Source organism: Enterobacteriaceae endosymbiont of Donacia marginata, assembly GCF_012567685.1.
Lineage (GTDB): Bacteria > Pseudomonadota > Gammaproteobacteria > Enterobacterales > Enterobacteriaceae.
On the sequence record NZ_CP046184.1, the window covers coordinates 129,669 to 151,555 of the forward strand.

Consider the following 21,887-nt stretch of genomic DNA (forward strand, 5'->3'; position numbering starts at 1 on the left):
TTTATAAGTTATAAATTTGTTATTATATTTATAAATATATATTTTAAATAATTAAATATATAAAATTATAAAAATAAGCGCTAATTTATAATACTAACTTTTATAATTTTATAATTATGTAATAAGATTAATTTTATTAAAATAATAAATTTATATATTTTATATTTTATATAATATTTCTTAATATATATAATTTAAATATTATAATTTTCTAATTGTTTAATTTTTTTTTTTGCTTGATTAATAACTTCTTTAGGAATACCTGCTAAAGATGCTACAAATAAGCCATAATTTTTATTAATTGATCCATTTTTAATTTTGTATAAAAAAACAATAGAATTGTTAACTTCTATTGCGTCAAAATACATATTCTTTATACATTTATTTTTAATTTTTAAGTTAGTTAATTCAATATAATTAGTTGCAAATAAAGTAAGTGATTTAATTTTTTTAGCAATATTTTCCGCACAAGCCCAAGCTATAGCTAAACCATCATGAGTAGATGTGCCTCTTCCGATTTCATCCATTAATACTAAACTTTTTTTCGTTGCATTTCTTAAAATATTAGCGGTTTCTATCATTTCTACCATAAAGGTGGATAAACCGAAAGAAATATTATCTGTTGATCCTATTCTAGTAAATATTCTATCTATCGGGCCTATAATAGCTTTATCTGCAGGAACATAACTACCTATATAAGTCATTAAAATAATTAATGCTATTTGTCTCATATATGTGCTTTTACCACCCATATTAGGACCTGTTATTAATAACATATTTTGTTTATCAGTTAATATGACATTATTAGGTATAAAAGATGATTTTAGAATATTTTCAACAATAGGATGTCTAGAGTTAATTAATGATATTCCTATTTTTTTACTAATTATAGGACATGTGTAATTTAAAGTTAGAGATCGTTCAGCTAGATTACATAATACATCTAATTCAGATAAATATAATGATATTTTTTGTAAATTTACTAAAAAGGGGGTAATATAATAAAATAATTTATTATATAAATATTTTTCTAAATTTAAAAGTTTTTCTTTAGATAATAAAATATTTTTTTGATATTTTTGTAATTCAGGAATAGTATATCTTTTACAATTTTTTAAAGTTTGAATTTGAATATACTTATTAGGTAGATTATCTTTATAACTTTTATTAATTTGAATATAATATCCATGAATTGTATTATATCCTATCTTTAATTTTTCTATTTTTAGTAAATTACGTTCTTGATTTTCTATAAAAGATAAATATTGATTTGAATCATTTGATAGTTCTCTTAATTTATCTAATTCTTTATTATATCCAGTAGCTATAACATTTCCTTCTTTTAAAGATAAAGAAGGTTTTTTTTTTATAGATTCTTCTAATAATTTTTTTAATGAAGAAAAAAGTCCTAGATCTAAAATTTTTAATTTTATTTCACAATTATTAATTTTTTTAAGAATTTTATAAATTTTTGGTAAATAATTTAATGTTTGTCTTAAAGATACTAAATCATATGGTTTTGCAGTTTTTAAAGCTAATCTAGCAATAATTCTTTCAATATCACTAATTTTTAATAATATTTTTTGAAAATCTAAAAAATATTTTTGTAAAACAAAAATATTTTTTTGTCTATTTAAAATAATTTTAACATTACGTATTGGGTTATTTAACCATCTTTGCAATAAACGACTACCCATATTAGTCATGGTATAATCTAATACTTTAATTAAAGTATTATCTTTATCACCTGAGATACTATTAATAATTTCTAAATTTTTACGTGTATTTTCATCCATAATAATTTCATTATTATGATTTTCTAAAAAAATATTATTAATATGTGGTAAATATACTCTTTGTGTATCTTTAACATATTGTATTAAACATCCAGCAGCTCTAATAGCTAAAAATGATTTTTCAATACCAAAACTTTTTAAGTTCTGAGTTTTAAATTGCATATTTAATTGTTGAACTGCTGTATCTATATCAAATTCCCATAATGGTCTACGTCTAATACAATTTCTTTTTTCTAACAAACTTATATCTTGAAAATTTTCAGAATATAATAATTCTTTTGGATTTGTTCTTTGTAATTCTCCTGCAATTATATTAATATCTTTATTTTCCATAATTCTAAAATCACCAGAACTAATATTTAATGTAGCATAACCAAATCCTGATTTTATATCTTGATATATTGATCCTATCAAATTATCAATATTATTATTTAATAAAATATCATCACTAACTGTTCCAGGAGTAATAATACGAACTATTTCCCTATTTAAAATTTTATTTTTAAATAACGTGTCCTTTTTTTTTTCTATTTGCTCACAAATAGCTATAGATTCTCCTAATTTAATTAATTTGGATAAATAATTTTCTATACTATTAACTGGTATTCCTGCCATCGGGATAGGTTTCCCGTTTAATTTACCTCTTTTAGTTAATACAATATTTAATAATTTCGATGCTTTTTTTGCATCTTCAAAAAACATTTCATAAAAATCTCCTAATCTATAAAAAAGTAAAATATTAGGATATTGTTTTTTAAATTTGAAATATTGTTCCATCATTGGTGTAGACATATTTAATTACTTTTTAATATTAATTATTCTAGAATTTAAATATTTTATTAAAATAAATTTTTTTTTTAAAATTAATAAAATGATTAAAACGATTAATAGTATTAATTATTTATTATATTAATAAGTATTTATTTATCATCATTATTATCATTATTACTAATTAAATTTAATATTATAAAAAATAGATTAATAAAATCTAAATATAACATAAGTGCTCCTAAAATAGCGTATCTTCTTAAATTATCCTTATCATTGATATTTAAACTAATTTGTTTTGCAATATTTTTTAATTTTTGTGTATCATATGCAATCAATAATGTAAAAAAAATTACACTAACATAATTTATTATAGATGATAATAAATTATTTTGTAACCAAAAATTTGTTAATGAAGATATAATTATACCAAAGATCCCCATTAAAATTATATTTCCTAAATAACTTAAATCTTTTTTAGTAACATATCCCCAAAAACACATAGATAGAAACATTAATGATGTAGTTATAAAAGCTGTAAAAATTGTATTTTGATTATATACAGAAAATATTCCTGCTGTTGTTAAGCCTGTTAAAGAAGAATAAAACATAAATAATGTAGTTAATGTTTTCCCTGATAATCTATTTAATAAATTAGACATAATAAAAACTAATGCAAATTGTAAAAAACATAATCCTAACAAACAAAACTTATTATTTAATAAATAATTACTTACTTCTATTGTGTTAGAAACATACCAAGAAACAAATGCTGTTAATAGCAAACCACAAGACATCCATCCGTATACCCTTCTAAAGTATGTCTGTATATGATATTTTTCTTTTTTTAAAGTAGTACTTTTTAAGTCTTGATATTCTATCATAATTATACCTTTTAAAATGTAATCAAATTTTTTTAAAAAATATTTTAAAAAATATATATAAATTATATTTATATTATATAATATATTACATAAATTACATAGAAATTAATTTAATTATATATTATATAATGAATCATATACCAGTTTTACTAAAAGAATCTATTCAAAGTTTAAATATTAAAAATAACGGAATGTATATAGATGCTACTTATGGTTGTGGAGGACATACAAAATTAATTTTATCTAAATTAGGAAATTATGGACGAATTTATGCAATAGATTGTGATATAAAAACAATTTTAAAACATAAAATTATAGATAATAGAATTGTTTATATTAATAATAATTTTTCAAATTTAAAATCTATTTTAGATAATAAAATAGGTAAAATAGATGGCATATTGTTTGATTTAGGAATCTCTTCATTTCAATTAAATAATCCACAAAGAGGTTTTTCTTATATGTTTAATGGACCATTAGATATGCGTATAAATCAAAAAAAAGAGGAAACAGCTTATACTTTATTAAAAAATATAAATGAAAAAAAATTATCTGAAATACTAAAAAAATATGGTGAAGAAAAATACCATAAAAAAATAGCATATAATATAAAAAAATATATTTTACATAAAAAATTAAATAATACACAAGATTTATCTACTTTAATATGTTCTATCAATAAAAAAAGTAAATTTAAACATCCAGCTAAGAGATCTTTTCAAGCAATAAGAATTTTTTTAAATAAAGAAATAGAAGAATTAAAAAAAGCTTTAAATAATTCATTAAAATTATTAAAAAAAGGTGGTATTTTATCAATTATTAGTTTTCATTCAATAGAAGATAGAATCATCAAATATTTTATGAAAAAAAATAGTATTTTATATAAAAAAAATATTCATCATAAATTACCTTTAACTGAAAAAGAAATAAATAATTTTTATTATAAAAATAATAAGATAAAATTAAAAATTATTAGTAGAATTTTCCCTAGTAAAAAAGAAATTTTTAAAAATCCCAGATCAAGAAGTGCAATACTACGTATTGCAGAAAAAATTTAAAAATAATAATTTTAATTTATTATTTCATTTCCAGAAAATATTTTAAATTAAGGATTTAAATCATTGATTTCTTCTTTATTCAGTTTACAAAAATTATTAAATAAATATATAAAAAATAATTTAATTAAGAATATTTTAATAGATAGAATGGTTTTAGATAGTCGAAAAATTAAAGGTAAAAATTGTCTTTTTGTAGCAATAAAGGGATATAAAAATAATGGTAAAAACTTTATTAAAGATGCCATATTAAAAGGAGCAATTGCTATATTAACATATTCAGATGAAAAGATATCATCTTTTAGTATTATTTTTAAAAAAAATATACCTATTATCTATTTACCTAATTTAAATAAACATATCTCATATTTTGCAGGATTATTATATGATAATCCTAGTAAAAAAATACCTATTATAGGAATTACAGGGACTAATGGTAAAACAAGTATAACCCATTTTTTAATGCAATGGATAAAATTATTAGGAGGTAATCCTGCTATTTTAAGTACTATTGGTAATGGTTTTAGTAATAAATTAGTTCAAACCAATAATACAACAGATTCAGCAATAAAAATACAATCTACAATAAGAAAATTTATAAAAAAAAAAGCAAATATTATAATAATGGAAGTCTCTTCTCATGGATTAACCCAATTTAGAGTATATAATATATTTTTTACTGTTGGAATTTTTACAAATTTAACTAGAGATCATTTAGACTATCATCATAATATGAATAATTATGAATTATCTAAATGGAATTTTTTTTCTAATCACAAAGTAAAAAAAAAAATTATAAATATTGATGATAATATTGGATTTAAATGGTCTAAAAGATTATCTGATGTAATTTCGGTTACTACTAAAAAAAAAAAATTATATAAGTCTAAAATATTTATTTATATAAAAAATGTAATTTATTTACCTAATAAAACAATTATTTTGTTTAATTCAAGTTGGGGTAATGGCAAAATGAGAATAAATTTAATTGGTAAATTTAACGTTATAAATATTATTTTAGGTATGGCTGCATTATTAAGTTTAAATTATCCGTTAAAAAAATTATTACAAACAGTATCTAAAATAAAACCTGTCCAAGGACGTATGCAAAAAATATATTTTAAAAAAAAATATTCTAATATAGTAATTGACTACGCTCATAGTCCTGATTCATTAAAAAATATATTATTAACTATAAGATCAATTACTTGTGGAAAAGTATGGTGTATTTTTGGATGTGGAGGAGAAAGAGATTTAGGAAAAAGAAAAATAATGGGATATATAGCAACTAAATATGCTGAAAATGTAATTTTAACTACTGATAATCCTAGAACAGAGAATATAAATAAAATAATTGAAGATATAAAACAAGGATGTAGTCTATCAAGTAATATATATATTATATTAGATAGGACTAAAGCAATTTCTTATGCAATATATAATTCTTCTCAAAGAGATACAATTTTAATTGCTGGTAAAGGACATGAAAATTATCAAATTATTGGTAATAAAATTTTAAATTATTCAGATTTTAGTACTATTAAAAATATATTAAAAAATAAATATGAATAAATTAATCAGTTTAAAAAAACTATCAAAAATAGTCAATGGAATATTAATTGGTGGAAATAATATTAAAATATTGCATTATTCTATAAATAGTAAAAAAATTAAAAAAAATTGTATGTTTATTGCTATTCATGGAAAAAAATTAGATGGACATTTTTTTATTAATGAAGCAATTAAAAATGGAGCATTAGCTATATTAGTAGAGAAATTTGTTAATGTTAATATTGCTCAAATAATAGTATTTGATACTATCTTAGCACTAGGAAAAATAGGCTTATGGAAAAGAACAAAATTTAATAATAATCCTGTAATAGGAATAACAGGTTCATCAGGTAAAACTTCAGTAAAAGAAATGACAATATCTATATTAAAAAAAAAGTATAAAGTTATATTTACTAAAAAAAACATGAATAACCATATAGGTATTCCCCTAACTTTATTAGATTTTACAAATAAGTATCAATGTGCAGTAATTGAAATAGGCGGAAATCAAATTAATGATATTACTTATACTTCTAGTCTTGTAAAACCTAATATTGCACTAATTAATAATATATCAGAATCACATTTACAAGGATTTAAATCGTTAAAAAATATTATTAAATGTAAAAGTAATATTTTTAATTATTTAACAAATCAAGGAACTGCTATTGTTAATTATGATGATAATAATCAAAAAAAAATTTTAAAAAAGTTAATTAATAATTGTAATATTTTAACTTTTTCTTTATACAATAAAAAAACTGATTTTTTTACAAAAAATATAAAAATTTTACCTAATAAAATTAGGTTTATTTTAATATCTCCTATTGGAGAAATCTTAATCCGATTATTTTTAATCGGGGGAGGAATCCATAATATTAGTAATGCATTAGCATCTGCTGCCTTATCTTTTTCTATAGGATGTTCATTAGATGAAATTGCCAATGGTCTAAAATATTTTAGATCTATACAGGGAAGAATGTATCCAATTATTATTGATAATAACAAATTACTTATAAATGATACATATAATGCAAATCCTAATTCTGTAAATATAGCAATTAATATTCTTAAAAACTTTAAAGGTACTAAAATTTTAGTTATTGGTGATATGTTAGAATTAGGAAAATATACATTATTTTATCATAAAAAAATTAAAAATTTAATTTTACAAACTAATATAGATTATATTTTTAGTTTTGGGAAATATAGTAAATATATTACTGAAAATAATATAAATGCACAACATTTTTTAAATAAAAAAACATTAATAAATAAACTATTTTTAATAATAAAAAAATTAAAAAATTATACAATTTTATTTAAAGGATCACGTAATAATAAAATGGAAATATTAATTGATATTTTATTGGAGAAATTAAAATGTTATTAATATTATTTAAATATTTACAATATTTTTTAAAAAATTTAGATTTTTTTTTAATAAGTTTTAAAATTCGTTTTATAATGGCATTTTTAATATCTTTTTTAATTACTTTTTTTTTAAGTCCATTTTTTATTAATTATTTTAAGAAAAAAAAAATTTCTCAAATTATTAGAAAAAATGGGCCTATTACCCATTATTCTAAAAATAATACTCCTACTATGGGAGGAATAATCTTATTATTATCTATTTTTATATCTGTTATTTTTTGTTCAGATTTATCAAATAAATATATTTTTTATTCATTAATAATGATGTTATTATATTCAATAATTGGATTTATAGATGATTTGTATAAAATTATTCTAAATAATTCTAAAGGATTATCATCTTCTAAAAAATTTTTTTTTCAATCAATCTGCACAATTCCAATAATGTCATTTATTTATATAAATAATACAGAAAAATTATATATACAATTTATTTTACCCTTTTTTACAAATAAAATTATTAAATATAATTTAAATTATACTTTATATTTAATTATTTCTTATTTAATAGTTATTGGGATAAGTAATTCTGTAAATTTAACTGATGGATTAGATGGTTTAGTAATAATGCCCATAATTTTTATTTCTTTAGGACTATCTATATTATGTTATTCTTCAGGAGATATATATTTTTCTGAATATCTTAATATTATTTATGTAAAAAACGCAAAAGAATTAATAATTATATGTTTAGCTATTATTGGATCAGGATTAGGATTTTTATGGTATAATACCTATCCTGCTAAAATTTTTATGGGAGATGTCGGTTCTTTATCATTAGGTTGTATCATATCAATGATAGCAATATTAATAAGACAAGAATTTTTATTTCTTATCATGTGTGGTATATTCATACTAGAATCAATTTCTGTAATAATTCAAGTAATTAAATTTAAATATAATCGAAAACGTTTTTTTTTAATGGCTCCTTTACATCATCATTATGAATTAAAGGGAATTATGGAACCTTGTATTATTATTAGATTTTGGATTATTTCATTAATATTAGTGTTATTTTCTTTAATTATAATAATATAAAAAATTTAAAATGAATAAAAAAATACTTATTATAGGATTAGGATTAACAGGTATATCATGTTTAAATTTTCTTTTAAAAAAAAATATTATACCATCTGTAATGGATACATGTAATCATCCCAAATTTATAAAAAAAATACCATCTTATATTCCATGCCATTTAGGCTTTTTAAAAAAAGAATGGATATTAAATTCACAATTAATAATTTTAAGTCCTGGTATATCAATTTTCAATAATATTTTATTAGAAGCGAAAAAAAAAGGTATTGAAATAATAGGAGATATAGAATTATTTGCACGTTATAATACAACACCTGTAATAGCGATTACAGGTACAAATGGTAAGAGTACTGTTACCAACATGATTGGTAAAATTATGAAAAAAAATAATTTTAACATTAGTGTTGGAGGTAATATAGGTTACCCTGTTTTAGATTTATTATCTTTTACAAGAGATTTTTATATTTTAGAAATATCTAGTTTTCAATTAGAAACAATAAAAAAATTAAATATTTATATTGCTGTTATTTTAAATATTTCACAAGATCATATGGACCGATATCCATTGGGAATGGAACAATATCGTGATTTTAAATTACGTATTTATAAATATGCTTCTATTTGTATATATAATGCCGATAACATATTATGTTATCCTAAATATTTTGATCAAAAAAAAAAATATATAACTTTTGGAGAATTTTCTGGTAAATATACATTATCTTATGCTAAAAAAAATATTTATTTACAAATTAATAATAAAAAAATTTTAAATTTTAATAAAACAAAATTAATTGGTATTCATAATTATTTAAATGCTTTAGCAGTATTAGCAGTAACAGATTTATTAAAAATTTCTAAAAAAATTTCCTTACAAGAAATAAGTAATTATTTAAATATGGATCATATATTACAAATAATTCATATAGAAAATGGGGTTACCTGGATTAATGATTCAAAATCTACAAATGTTAGTAGTACTAAAGCAGCATTAAAATATTTATATAAAAAAAAAAGAATTTGGTTATTATTAGGAGGATATGATAAAAATTGTGAGTTATATTTATTAAAAAAATATTTACAAAAAAGAAATAATATTAATGTTTATTGTTTTGGAATATCAAGTAAAAAAATATTATCATTTTATCCTAAAGCAAAAGTAGTAAAAACAATATATCAAGGAATAGAAAAAATAATTAAATTAGTAAATTTTGGAGATGTTGTATTATTATCACCCGCTTGTTCTAGTATTGACCAATTTAAAAATTTTAAACATCGTGGTAAAGAATTTATAAGATTAGTTAAAAAATTTCATAATTCTAAATAATATATTTTTATAAAAAAATAATATATAATTTTAAATATTTTAATATATATTAAAATATTTAAAATATGAAAAAAAAAAAAATTATTATAGTAGCTGGGGGTACAGGAGGTCATATTAATCCAGCTTTAAATATAGCATATAAATTAATACAAAAAGGTTGGGAAGTACGTTGGTTAGGTACATCATCTAGAATGGAAGCTAATATTATTCCTAAAAAAGATATATATATATATTTAATAGAATTTTGTAAATTTAAAAAAAAAAATATTTTTTCTATAATTATTACTATATTTAAATTAATTGTATTAACTTATAAATCAATTTTAATTTATAAAAATTATAAACCGCATTTAGTTTTGACAATGGGGAGTTATATTTCTGGTCCTAGTGGTTTAGCTGCATGGTTATGTAATATACCATTAATAATACATGAACAAAATAGTATTTCTGGTATAACAAATAAAATTCTATCTAAAATAGCAACCATAAAAATGGAAGCATATCCAAATACATTAAATAATGCAATCTTAGTAGGAAATCCTATAAGTAATAAAATAATTAAATTATCTTTATACAAGAGATCTTTTATAAAAATTCATAAACCTATTCATTTATTAATTACAGGAGGAAGTCAAGGAGCAGATTTAATAAATAAAATAGGTATAAAATTAGCAAAAATTTTAGGTAATAAAATATCTATTTTACATCAAGTTGGTAAAGGTAATTTTAAAAAAATATATTATGAATATAAAAAAAATAAAATTAATAATCTAACTATACAAGAATATATAGAAAATATAGATAAAGCATATAAATGGGCTGATATTATACTATGTCGATCAGGAGCTATGACTGTAACAGAAATTACAACAATAGGATTACCTGCTATTTTTATACCTTTTCAACATAAAGATAAACAACAATATTTTAATGCGATAAATTTAAAAAAAATAGGAGTTGCTAAAATATATGAACAACATAATTTAAATATTAATAAAATTGCTCATACTATATTAACTTTAAATAAAAAAAAAATAGCATATATGGCAAAAAGATCATATAATTTAGTAAAAATAAATTCTATAGAATTAATTTATAAAGAACTAAAAAAAATAAAAATTAATTAGTTTAATTTTAAATAAAAAAAATTTATCAATATGTTTAATAAAACAAATTTAAATCAAATACCAAAAATGAAAAATATTAATCATATCTATTTAATTGGTATTGGTGGATCTGGTATGAGTGGAATTGCAGTAATTTTAGCGAAACAAGGTTATAAAGTTAGTGGATCAGATATATTTCCTTCTAATTTTATTAGAAAAAAATTAAATTCATTAAATATAAAAATATACTTAAAACATGATGCTAAAAATATTACAAATAATATAGATCTTATTATTTTATCTACTGCTATTAAAAATAATAATTCAGAATTAATTCAAGCTAAAAAATTAAACCTTCTTATTATTAGTAGGGGACAAATGTTAGCAGAATTAATGAGATTTTTTTATGGTATAACTATTACAGGAACTCATGGAAAGACTACAACTACTGCGATAGTATACAAAATATTTAAATTATTTATGTTAGATCCTACATTTATTAATGGTGGTTTTTTAAAAATTTCTAAAGAAAATGCTTATTTAGGTTCAAGTAGATATTTTATTGCAGAAGCAGATGAAAGTGATAGATCATTTTTATATTTAAATCCAATAATAAATATTATTACAAATATTGAAAATGAACATTTAGATTATTATCAAAATAATATTGAAATTTTAAAAGAAACATTTTTAAAATTTTTAAAAAATATCCCATTTTATGGATGTATTATTATTTGTATAGATAATATTCATAATTATGATTTAATAAAACAAAATAAAAATATTTTAAAACAAAACATTATTACATATGGGTTTCACAAAGAAGCTGATTTGCAATTATATAATTTTCAAGAAAATGGATATAAAAGTAAATTTTTTTTATTAGAAAAAAAAAAAAATATATCTTTAGAAATAAATTTAAGTATTCCTGGATATCATAATGCTTTAAATGCAACTGCTGCATTTGCTGCATCAGCTTATATTGGTCTTGACCCTAAAATCATTATAAAATTTTTAAAAAAATTTGAAGGGATTAAAAGAAGATTTGATATTTTAGGATCTATTCCACCTTATCAAAAAATAAAATATAAAAAAAATATAATTATTATTGATGATTATGGTCATCATCCTAGTGAAATAAATATAACTATAAATACAACACGTCAAATATGGCCAAATAGAAAATTAGTAATGATTTTTCAACCTCATCGTTATTCCAGAACTAAAAATTTATTAAATAAATTTGTAAAAATATTATCTAAAGTTGATAAATTATTTATTTTAAATACTTATTCTGCAGGAGAAAATATGCTTAAAGAAGCTAATAGTGAATTTTTAACTAAGAAAATAAAAGAATTAGGGATTATTAATCCTAAATTTATTAAATTAAAAAATTATTTTGATATTGCAAATAATATATATTTAAAATTAACAGGAAATGAAATATTAATTTTTCAAGGAGCAGGTGATATAAATAATATATCATCATTATTAATTAAGAATAGTTTACAAAAAAATGATGAAAGTTAAATTAATAATAAATAATTATAATAAGTTTTAATTAAAATTATGTCAAAAAAAATAGCCGTTTTATTTGGAGGTAATTCTCCAGAAAGAGAAATTTCTTTAAAATCTGGTAAAACAATTTTAAATGCTTTAATAAAATTAGGAATTAATGCTATTGGGATAGACACGATAAATTTCCCATTATTATATTTAAAAAAATATGGGTTTAAAAAAATTTTTATATCTTTACATGGTAAAGGAGGAGAAGATGGAACTATTCAGGGGATATTAGATTATCTTAATATTCCTTATACTGGAAGTAATTTATTAGCTTCTGCAATTACTATGAATAAATATCTTACAAAAACTATTTGGAATGAATGTGGATTACCAGTTATTTATCCTCATTATTTATTAAATAAAAAAGATTTTATAAAATCAAATTATTTAAGAATAGAAAAAAAAATTTTAAAATTAAATTTACCTGTTTTTATTAAACCTAATTGTAATGGTTCTAGTTTAGGAAGTGCTAAAATAAATCATATAGATGATTTATTTAATACACTAGAAAAATCATTTATATATAATGATGATATTTTAATTGAAAAATATATAAAAGGAGAAGAATATACAGTAGGAATTTTAAATAAACAAATTTTACCTCCTATTAAAATAGAATATCCTAACTCTTTTTATAATTATCAAGCTAAATATTATTTAAATACTACTAAATACTATTGTCCTAGTGGATTAAATAAAAGTAAAACAAAAGAATTAGAAAATATTGTTTTACATGCATGGAAAGCAGTAAAATGTCAAACATGGGGAAGAATTGATGTAATTTTAGATGTAAATAAAAAATTTCAATTATTAGAAATAAATACTATTCCTGGAATGACTATAAATAGTTTATATCCACTAGCAGCAAAAAAAATAGGATTATCTTTTTATGATTTAGTTATAAAAATTTTAAATTTAACAAAATAAAATTTTTTTTAAAAAATTTTATTTACATAACTAATAATTAAACTATATATTTTTTACAAATCTTTTAATTGTATATTTTAAATTTTTAGAACTTTTTTTTGCGATATTTAATAATAATTTAATACTATATTTACTTAATATATTTTTTTTTAAAATATATTTATTATTAATATTATCTTTAACAAAAGTTTTTTTAAAAAAAAGAGGATTAATTTTAATATCTATTTTTTTTAAAGATGGAATAATATTTTTTTTTAAAAAATATGAAATATTAGATTTTTCTGATAAAAATCTAATCATAGAACTAGCATTATATGTTTCTATTATTAGAATATTATTTTGAAAATTTTTTACATTATATAAATTATGTAACTCTATAGGTAAATATTTTTTTATAAAATTATTAATTTTTATTAAAATATCTGTACGTATATATATTTTATATAAAATATTTGTATATGATGAATATTTTTTTTTTTGGAAAATTTTATTAATTAGTAATAATTTATTATTACGCATAATTTTATCCTTTAATTTTTTTATAAAAAATTATATATATTTTTTTTTATTTTGTTAAAATAAACGTCAAATAATATTTCTAATTATACAAATATATTTTATTAAGAGTATTAATATGTTAAAAAAAATTTTTACCAAAATTTTTGGTAGTAATAATGATAATATTTTACGAAATATTCAAAAAACCGTAAATATTATTAATAAAATGGAAATAGAATTTGAAAAATTAACTAATATTGAATTACAAAATAAAACTTTATACTTTAAAGAAAAATTACAAAATAATTTTTCTTTAGAAGATATTTTACCAGAAGCTTTTGCTACAGTAAGAGAAGCTAGTAAAAGAATATTTGGTATGCGTCATTTTGACGTTCAATTAATAGGAGGTATCGTTCTAAATAATAATTGTATAGCTGAAATGAAAACAGGAGAAGGTAAAACATTAACTTCTACATTACCAGCCTATCTTAATGCTCTTAATGGTAAAGGAGTCCATATTGTTACTGTTAATGATTATTTAGCTCAACGTGATGCTATAAATAATAAAACATTGTTTGAATTTTTAGGATTAACTGTTGGTGTTAATATATCTTCTATGTCATTAAAAGAAAAAAGAAATGCTTATAAAGCAGATATTACTTATGGTACTAATAATGAATATGGTTTTGATTTTTTAAAAGATAATATGGTATTTAATTATAGTGATAAAGTACAACGTAATTTACAATACGCTATTATAGATGAAGTTGATTCAATATTAATTGATGAATCACGAACTCCTTTAATTATTTCAGGGGCGGCTGAAGATAGTTCAAAACTATATATAAAAATAAATAATATTATACCTAAATTAATTTATCAATCACAAGAAGATTCTACTTCTTTTCAGGGTAAAGGACATTTTTTCATAGATGAAAAATCTCGTCAAGCATATTTAACTGAAAAAGGTTTAATTTTTCTAGAAAAATTACTTATAAAAGAAAAGATAATAAATTATGGAGAATCACTATATACTAGTGATAATATAATTATATTAAATCATATTATTTCTGCTTTAAGAGCACATAAACTTTTTAAAAAAAATGTAGATTATATATTAAAAAATAATAAAATCATAATAGTTGATGAACATACTGGGAGGTTGATGGAAGGAAGAAGATGGTCAGAAGGATTACATCAAGCAATAGAAGCAAAAGAAAATGTAAAAATTAATAATGAAAATCAAACTTTAGCATCTATTACTTTTCAAAATTATTTTAGATTATATAAAAAATTATCTGGAATGACAGGAACTGCGATTACTGAATCTTTTGAATTTAAAGAAATTTATAAATTAGATACAATAGTTATTCCTACTAATAAACCAATGATTAGAAAAGATCTACCAGATTTAATTTATCTAACTAAAAAAGAAAAAATAAAAGCAATTATTCAAGATATTAAAGAAAAAAATTTAAAAGGACAACCCATTTTAGTTGGTACTGTTTCTATAAAAAAATCAGAATTAATTTCTGAGAAATTAAAAAAAATAGGGATAAAACATAATATTTTAAATGCAAAATTTCATGCTAGAGAAGCAGAAATAATATCAAAAGCAGGTGAAAAACATGCAGTAACCATTGCAACTAATATGGCAGGAAGAGGTACTGATATTGTTTTAGGTGGAGCTTTTATATTAGAAAAAAAATATAGTTTTGATAACTTAAAAAAATTAAAAATACAATGGCAGATAAAACATGAAGAAATTATAAAATTAGGTGGTTTATATGTTATTGGTACTGAACGTCATGAATCTAGAAGAATTGATAATCAATTAAGAGGTCGTTCCGGTAGACAAGGTGATCCAGGTGTTTCAAGGTTTTATCTATCAATGGAAGATTCTTTAATGCGTATTTTTGCTCCTAAAAATATGTTATTTTTAATGAAAAAACTTGGTATGAAATATAATGATTATATTGAACATCCCTGGATAACTAAAGCTATTTCTAAAGCACAAAAAAAGGTAGAAAATTATAATTTTGATATACGTAAACAATTACTTGAATATGATGATGTGATAAATGATCAACGTTTATCAATATATTCTCAAAGAGATCAGTTATTAAAATCATCAAAAACTGAACAAATAATTAAAAATTTTAGAATTGAGATATTTACAAAATTAATAAATAGTTATATTAAATCTGATTATTATACTCAAGAAAAATGGGATTTAAAAAAAATAAAAATTTATTTTATTAATGTTTTTAATTTAGAATTACCAATAAAAAATTGGATAGATGTATATATAAAAAAAAATGCAAAAAAAATTAGTAAAGATTTTTTTTTAAAAAAAATTATTAATTTTTCAGAACAAGAATATTTAAAAAAAATAAATAACTTAAAAATAAAAAATATAAAAATTTCTGAAAAAAATATTATTTTAAAAATTTTAGATAATTTATGGAAAGAACATCTTGCTGCAATAGAATATTTAAAACAAGGTATTCATTTAAGAGGTTATGCTCAACAAGATCCTAAACAGGAATATAAAAGAGAGTCTTTTCATATGTTTAATATGATGTTAAATACTTTAAAAAAAGAAGTTATTATTATTTTAAGTAAATTAGAAAAAGAAATAATCATGGATTATTGTGAACTTTCTAATATTTTAATAGAAAATACTAAAATTATAAATAATAATATAAAAAATAATAACTTAATCATGATAAAAAAAAAATCTGATTCTTCTTATATAGATAAGAAAGATAAATATTTGAATAATATAAATTTCTTAAAAAAAAAAATAGGTAGAAATAAAAAATGTCCTTGTTATTCAGGTAAAAAATATAAATTCTGTCATGGATTAATAATTAAATAAAGATAATAATAGAGAGTATAAAAAATAAACTTATTTTTTATACCCTCTATTATTATTAGTTTTTTATGTTATGAAAAAAATCTTTAATACTATTTAAAAATTTCCCTATTTTAGGATTATTTTTATAATTAGAGATATTTTGAAAACTTTTATCTAATTTAGATAAAATATTTTTTTGTTCATTATTTAGATTAATTGGAGTTTCAACTATTATTTTACATAATAAATCACCAAAATTACTATTTCTTCTAATTGATTTTATCCCTTTATTACGTATTCTAAAAATTTTACCTGTTTGAGTTCCTTCTGGAATTTTTAATCTTACATAACCATTAAACGTAGGTATATTTATAACCCCACCTAAAATAGCTGTAATAAAATTAATCGGTAATTCACAATATAAATTATTACCATCTCTAATAAAAAGAAAATGTTTTTTAATTTTAATCTCTATATATAAATCTCCAGATTGTGCCCCATTGTCACCTGATTCTCCTTCACCATTTAATCTGATACGATCTCCATTATCAATCCCACTAGGAATTTTTACTGATAAATTTTTATAAATTTCTAATTTACCTTTACCTTTACAATAAAAACAAGAATTTTTAATAAAATTTCCTTGACCATGACATCTAGGACATGTTTGTTGAACAGTAAAAAAACCTTGACTCATTTGTATTTGGCCATGACCATTACATGTATGACATTTTTGCAATGCTCCTTGAGCACCTGTCCCATTACAATAATTACAATTTTTTAAAACAGGAATTTTTATATTTTTAGTTATACCTTTTATTGCTTCTTCTAAAGAAATTTCAATTATATATTTTAAATCAGAACCTTTTCTAGATCTTTTTTTAGACCTGGAATTCCCCCCAAATATATCTCCAAAAACATCTCCAAAAATATCACTAAAATCAGTTGTACTACTTATATTTTCTTGTTCAAAAGCAGAATGTCCATATTGATCATAAGAAGCTCTTTTTTTTGTATCACTTAAAATTTCATAAGCTTCTTTTATTTCCTTAAACTTATTTTCAGCATTTTTATTTCCGGGATTACGATCTGGGTGAAATTTCATAGCTAAACGTTTATATGCTCTTTTAATTTCACGATCTTCAGCATTCCTAGTAATACCTAAAATATCATAATAATCTTTTTTTGCCATAATAAATTATTGTCCTAATCTAATCCCATAATTTTATTAATACCGATTATTTTCTTTATAAAAGATAAACGGTACTAATAATATAATTAAATAATTTATTTATAAAATTATTAAATAATTATTTTTTTTTATCTTTAACTTCTTCAAATTCAGCATCAACTACTTCATTTTCTTTATCATTATTTTTAACATTATTATCTTTTTCTTTTTTAATATTTTCATTATTAGTTAAATTGATTATTTTACTAGATATTTCAATTAATTTTTGAATTTTTGTTCTTATATCATTTTTATCTTCTTTTTTAAGAGATTTGTTTAATTCATTAATAGAATTTTGTATTAAAATTTTATCATCTTTATTAATTTGATTATCTATTTCTTTAAGTTTTTTTTCAGTATTATGGATAAGTTGATCACCTTCATTACGTATTTTTACTAATTCTTCAAAAAGACGATCAGATTCAGTATTAGCTTCTGCGTCTCTGATCATTTTTTCTACTTCATCTTTATTTAAACCTGATGATGCTTGTATTGTAATTTTTTGTTCTTGTCCACTTTTTTTATCTTTTGCAGAAACATGTAAAATTCCATCTGCGTCTATATCAAATGTTACCTCTATTTGAGGCATACCTCGTGGAGCTGGACTAATTCCATCTAAATTAAATTGTCCTAAAGATTTATTATCACTTGCTCTTTTACGTTCTCCCTGTAAAACATGAATTGTAACAGAAGATTGATTATTTTCAGCTGTTGAAAAAATTTGACTATGTTTAGTTGGAATTGTTGTATTTTTATTTATTAATGTTGTCATTACTCCTCCAATAGTCTCTATACCTAGAGATAAAGGAGTTACATCTAATAATAATACATCTTTAACATCTCCTGCTAATACCCCACCTTGGACTGCAGCTCCTATTGCTATTGCTTCATCAGGATTAACATCTTTTCTTGGTTTTTTACCAAAAAATGATGATACTTTATTCTGAACCATAGGCATACGAGTTTGTCCACCTACTAAGATAATATCGTTAATATCTGAAGTAGATAAATTAGCATCTTTTAATGCCATTTTTAATGGTTTTATTGATTGATCAATTAAATCTTCTACTAAAGACTCTAATTTAGCTCTTGTTAATTTAATATTTAAATGTTTTGGACCTGAAGAATTAGCTGTAATATAAGGTAAATTTACATCGGTTTGTTGTGCTGAAGATAATTCAATTTTTGCTTTTTCTGCAGATTCTTTCAATCTTTGCATTGCTAATGGATCATTTTTTAAATCTATTCCTTGTTCTTTTTTAAATTCTGTTACTAAATAATTTATAATACGACTATCAAAATCTTCTCCTCCTAAATGTGTATCACCATTAGTAGATAATACTTCAAAAGTTTTTTCACCATCTACATCATCAATTTCAATTATAGAAATATCAAAAGTTCCTCCCCCCAAATCATATACAGCAACTGTTCTATTTCCTTTACCTTTATCTAATCCATATGCTAATGCAGCTGCTGTAGGTTCATTTATGATCCTTTTTACCTCTAATCCTGCTATTCTACCAGCATCTTTAGTAGCTTGACGTTGAGCATCATTAAAATAAGCTGGTACTGTAATAACAGCTTCATTTATTTTAATGCCTAAAAAATCTTCAGCTGTTTTTTTCATTTTTTTTAAAACTTCAGCTGAAATTTGCGGTGGAGCCATTTTTTTCCCTTTAATATCTATCCATGCATCTCCATTATCAGATTTTATAATTTTATATGGCATTATTTTTATATCACGTTGTACTTCTTTATCATCAAATCTTCTACCAATTAATCTTTTTATAGCAAAAAGAGTATTTTTAGGATTTGTAATAGCTTGACGTTTTGCCGGTTGTCCTACTAAAATCTCTCCATCTTGAGTATATGCAATAACTGAAGGAGTAGTTCTTTCTCCTTCTGAATTTTCTAAAACACGAGGTTTATTGCTATCAATAATTGCTACACAAGAATTAGTTGTACCTAAATCAATACCAATTATTTTACCCATATTAATCACTTACTCCTATTTTATATATAAATTAAATTAATTTTTTAAAATACAGAAATTATTAAAATAAATTTTAATAATATATTTTATACAAATAAAATCTCCCAATGAAGGGGAAATGGGGCCACATATTGATGCATCAAGGGGGGGATCTAAATTTTTTTTAAAATATAAAAATTTTTGTTTATTTTAAACATAAATTATCATTTTTTTTAAAAAATGTTATATATTAATTATAATTAACTTATTCTTTTATTAAAAATAGAAATTATTATTTTTAATATATAAAAATAATTTATATTAATTTTAATTATTTTATTTCCAATTATGGAGATTATAAAATGCAATATTTTGCAGAAAAAATAATTTTATCAAATAAAAATTTACTAGATTGTATAGTAATACCTATGTTTGAAAAATATAAATTTTCTAAAATTTTAAAAAAAATAAATGATATATCAAATAATTATATTTTAAATATTTTAAAAAAAAATAATATACAAGGTAAAATTAATCAACACATAATTTTATATAAAATACCTAATTTTTCGTGTAATAAAATTATTATTATAGGTTGTGGTAATAAAGATACTCTTAATAGAGAGAAAAATAAATTAATTATAAATAATGTTATTAATATTTTAAAGAAATATTCTATTAAAGAAATTTATTGGTATCTTACAGATATAAAAATAGATAATTATGAATTATATTGGAATATTAGAGATACAATAAATATTATTGAACATAACATCTATTCATTTAATAAATTTAAAAAATCAAAAAATTTTTTTTCGTCAATAATAAAATTTATTATTACTAATAATAATGAAAATATTTATTTTTCTGCAATAAAACATGGTAATGCTATTAATTTAGGTATAAAAAAAGCAAAAAATATAGCTAATTTACCACCTAATATATGTACTCCTAAATATTTATCAATTAAAACCAAAAAATTAATAAAACAATATAATAATATTTCTGTAGAAATTATTAATGAAAAAATTATGCAAAAAATAGGTATGAATGCTTATTTAGCTGTTAGTAAAGGATCCCAAAACAAACCTTATATATCTATAATAAAATATCAAAATGATAATAAATCACAACCTATAGTTTTAGTAGGTAAAGGAGTGACTTTTGATTCTGGGGGAATATCTTTAAAACCTAGTAAAAATATGGAAGATATGAAATATGATATGTGTGGGGCTGCAGCTATATATGGGACTATACATGCAATAGCACAATTAAAATTACCTTTAAATATTATTGCCATTTTAGCTTGTGGTGAAAATATGCCTAGTTCTAATGCATATAGACCTAGTGATGTTATAGAAACAATGTCTGGTATTACTGTTGAAATTATAAATACAGATGCTGAAGGACGTTTAATATTATGTGATATATTAACATATATTGAAAAATATAATCCTAAATATGTAATTGATATTGCTACCCTTACAGGGGCATGTGTTATAGCATTAGGTAATAATATTAGTGGTTTAATGGCTAATAATAAAAAATTATCTAAAAAAATCATAAGAGCTTCATTAGAAGCAGATGATCGTGTCTGGGAACTACCCATTAATGATCAAAAATATTTTCATCAATTAAAATCTAATATTGCTGATTTAGTTAATAGTAGTAATGGTGTCGCAGGAGCAATAACTGCTGCTTGTTTTTTATCTAAATTTACAAAAAAATATAAATGGGCTCATATAGATATTGCTGGTACAGCTTGGTATTATCCAAATAACAAGGCAATGGCTTCTGGTAGACCTATTAATATGTTATGTCAATTTTTGATTAACCAAACTAACCATAAATAATTTTTTATATTTTAATATAAA

General features: G+C 20.6%; 15 protein-coding genes. 10 read left to right on the forward strand and 5 right to left on the reverse strand.

Features of this window, described 5'->3' with window-relative positions; genetic code table 11:
* Positions 1-194 precede the first annotated feature (194 nt).
* Together mutS and GJU04_RS00680 are read right to left on the reverse strand one after the other, a co-directional pair.
* Positions 195-2,588 (reverse strand): DNA mismatch repair protein MutS, encoded by a 2,394-nt coding sequence (gene mutS, locus GJU04_RS00675; RefSeq protein WP_168892989.1) that lies wholly within the window; start codon positions 2,586-2,588, stop codon positions 195-197.
* 128 nt (positions 2,589-2,716) lie between these two features.
* Positions 2,717-3,448, reverse strand: a complete 732-nt coding sequence (locus GJU04_RS00680) for a Bax inhibitor-1/YccA family protein (RefSeq protein WP_168892990.1) — start codon at positions 3,446-3,448, stop codon at positions 2,717-2,719.
* A 128-nt stretch (positions 3,449-3,576) separates the two neighbouring features.
* Between GJU04_RS00680 and rsmH the strand changes: the two genes are divergently transcribed.
* From rsmH to GJU04_RS00720, 8 genes are all read left to right on the forward strand, one after another.
* The gene (gene rsmH, locus GJU04_RS00685) at positions 3,577-4,506 is read left to right on the forward strand and encodes a 16S rRNA (cytosine(1402)-N(4))-methyltransferase RsmH (protein ID WP_211080568.1); all 930 of its coding nucleotides are present in this window, start codon (positions 3,577-3,579) and stop codon (positions 4,504-4,506) included.
* Between the two features lie 63 nt (positions 4,507-4,569).
* On the forward strand, positions 4,570-6,075 hold the full coding sequence (locus GJU04_RS00690) for a UDP-N-acetylmuramoyl-L-alanyl-D-glutamate--2,6-diaminopimelate ligase (protein WP_168892991.1): 1,506 nt from the start codon (positions 4,570-4,572) through the stop codon (positions 6,073-6,075).
* The gene (locus tag GJU04_RS00695; protein ID WP_168892992.1) at positions 6,068-7,447 is read left to right on the forward strand and encodes a UDP-N-acetylmuramoyl-tripeptide--D-alanyl-D-alanine ligase; all 1,380 of its coding nucleotides are present in this window, start codon (positions 6,068-6,070) and stop codon (positions 7,445-7,447) included. The genes GJU04_RS00690 and GJU04_RS00695 overlap by 8 nt, the downstream gene beginning before the upstream one ends.
* The gene (mraY, locus tag GJU04_RS00700; protein ID WP_168892993.1) at positions 7,438-8,526 is read left to right on the forward strand and encodes a phospho-N-acetylmuramoyl-pentapeptide-transferase; all 1,089 of its coding nucleotides are present in this window, start codon (positions 7,438-7,440) and stop codon (positions 8,524-8,526) included. The genes GJU04_RS00695 and mraY overlap by 10 nt, the downstream gene beginning before the upstream one ends.
* Positions 8,527-8,536: 10 nt before the next feature.
* Positions 8,537-9,853: a UDP-N-acetylmuramoyl-L-alanine--D-glutamate ligase gene (gene murD, locus GJU04_RS00705; RefSeq protein ID WP_168892994.1), complete on the forward strand. Its 1,317-nt coding sequence runs from the start codon at positions 8,537-8,539 to the stop codon at positions 9,851-9,853.
* 65 nt (positions 9,854-9,918) lie between these two features.
* Positions 9,919-10,980 carry an undecaprenyldiphospho-muramoylpentapeptide beta-N-acetylglucosaminyltransferase gene (gene murG / locus GJU04_RS00710; protein ID WP_168892995.1) on the forward strand — a complete coding sequence of 354 codons (1,062 nt, stop codon included), beginning with the start codon at positions 9,919-9,921 and terminating at the stop codon, positions 10,978-10,980.
* Between the two features lie 30 nt (positions 10,981-11,010).
* Entirely contained in the window at positions 11,011-12,489 is a 1,479-nt protein-coding gene (murC, locus tag GJU04_RS00715; protein ID WP_168892996.1) for a UDP-N-acetylmuramate--L-alanine ligase, read from the forward strand.
* A 39-nt stretch (positions 12,490-12,528) separates the two neighbouring features.
* Positions 12,529-13,452 carry a D-alanine--D-alanine ligase gene (locus tag GJU04_RS00720; protein WP_168892997.1) on the forward strand — a complete coding sequence of 308 codons (924 nt, stop codon included), beginning with the start codon at positions 12,529-12,531 and terminating at the stop codon, positions 13,450-13,452.
* 42 nt (positions 13,453-13,494) lie between these two features.
* Here GJU04_RS00720 and GJU04_RS00725 read toward each other — a convergent pair whose 3' ends face one another.
* Positions 13,495-13,971 (reverse strand): hypothetical protein, encoded by a 477-nt coding sequence (locus GJU04_RS00725; protein WP_168892998.1) that lies wholly within the window; start codon positions 13,969-13,971, stop codon positions 13,495-13,497.
* A gap of 115 nt (positions 13,972-14,086) precedes the next feature.
* On the opposite strand from GJU04_RS00725, the gene secA reads away from it, so the two are divergent.
* Entirely contained in the window at positions 14,087-16,831 is a 2,745-nt protein-coding gene (gene secA / locus GJU04_RS00730) for a preprotein translocase subunit SecA (protein WP_168892999.1), read from the forward strand.
* Between the two features lie 55 nt (positions 16,832-16,886).
* On the opposite strand, the gene dnaJ is transcribed toward secA, so the two are convergent.
* Both dnaJ and dnaK read right to left on the reverse strand, forming a co-directional pair.
* On the reverse strand, positions 16,887-18,002 hold the full coding sequence (gene dnaJ, locus GJU04_RS00735; RefSeq protein ID WP_168893000.1) for a molecular chaperone DnaJ: 1,116 nt from the start codon (positions 18,000-18,002) through the stop codon (positions 16,887-16,889).
* A 118-nt stretch (positions 18,003-18,120) separates the two neighbouring features.
* A complete protein-coding gene (gene dnaK, locus GJU04_RS00740) occupies positions 18,121-20,034 on the reverse strand; it encodes a molecular chaperone DnaK (protein WP_168893001.1) in 1,914 nt (637 codons plus the stop codon).
* A 341-nt stretch (positions 20,035-20,375) separates the two neighbouring features.
* Between dnaK and GJU04_RS00745 the strand changes: the two genes are divergently transcribed.
* Complete coding sequence (locus GJU04_RS00745) at positions 20,376-21,866, forward strand: leucyl aminopeptidase (RefSeq protein ID WP_168893002.1); 1,491 nt, start codon at positions 20,376-20,378, stop codon at positions 21,864-21,866.
* Positions 21,867-21,887: the final 21 nt, after the last annotated feature.

Bases quoted from the DNA above. Each gene is read 5' to 3' on its own strand.
- GJU04_RS00725 (WP_168892998.1), bottom strand. From the start codon at position 13,971: ATGCGTAATAATAAATTATTACTAATTAATAAAATTTTCCAAAAAAAA.
- murG (WP_168892995.1), top strand. From the start codon at position 9,919: ATGAAAAAAAAAAAAATTATTATAGTAGCTGGGGGTACAGGAGGTCAT.
- mutS (WP_168892989.1), bottom strand. From the start codon at position 2,588: ATGTCTACACCAATGATGGAACAATATTTCAAATTTAAAAAACAATAT.
- GJU04_RS00745 (WP_168893002.1), top strand. From the start codon at position 20,376: ATGCAATATTTTGCAGAAAAAATAATTTTATCAAATAAAAATTTACTA.
- GJU04_RS00720 (WP_168892997.1), top strand. From the start codon at position 12,529: ATGTCAAAAAAAATAGCCGTTTTATTTGGAGGTAATTCTCCAGAAAGA.
- mraY (WP_168892993.1), top strand. From the start codon at position 7,438: ATGTTATTAATATTATTTAAATATTTACAATATTTTTTAAAAAATTTA.
- GJU04_RS00695 (WP_168892992.1), top strand. From the start codon at position 6,068: ATGAATAAATTAATCAGTTTAAAAAAACTATCAAAAATAGTCAATGGA.
- murD (WP_168892994.1), top strand. From the start codon at position 8,537: ATGAATAAAAAAATACTTATTATAGGATTAGGATTAACAGGTATATCA.
- dnaJ (WP_168893000.1), bottom strand. From the start codon at position 18,002: ATGGCAAAAAAAGATTATTATGATATTTTAGGTATTACTAGGAATGCT.
- murC (WP_168892996.1), top strand. From the start codon at position 11,011: ATGTTTAATAAAACAAATTTAAATCAAATACCAAAAATGAAAAATATT.
- dnaK (WP_168893001.1), bottom strand. From the start codon at position 20,034: ATGGGTAAAATAATTGGTATTGATTTAGGTACAACTAATTCTTGTGTA.
- secA (WP_168892999.1), top strand. From the start codon at position 14,087: ATGTTAAAAAAAATTTTTACCAAAATTTTTGGTAGTAATAATGATAAT.
- rsmH (WP_211080568.1), top strand. From the start codon at position 3,577: ATGAATCATATACCAGTTTTACTAAAAGAATCTATTCAAAGTTTAAAT.
- GJU04_RS00680 (WP_168892990.1), bottom strand. From the start codon at position 3,448: ATGATAGAATATCAAGACTTAAAAAGTACTACTTTAAAAAAAGAAAAA.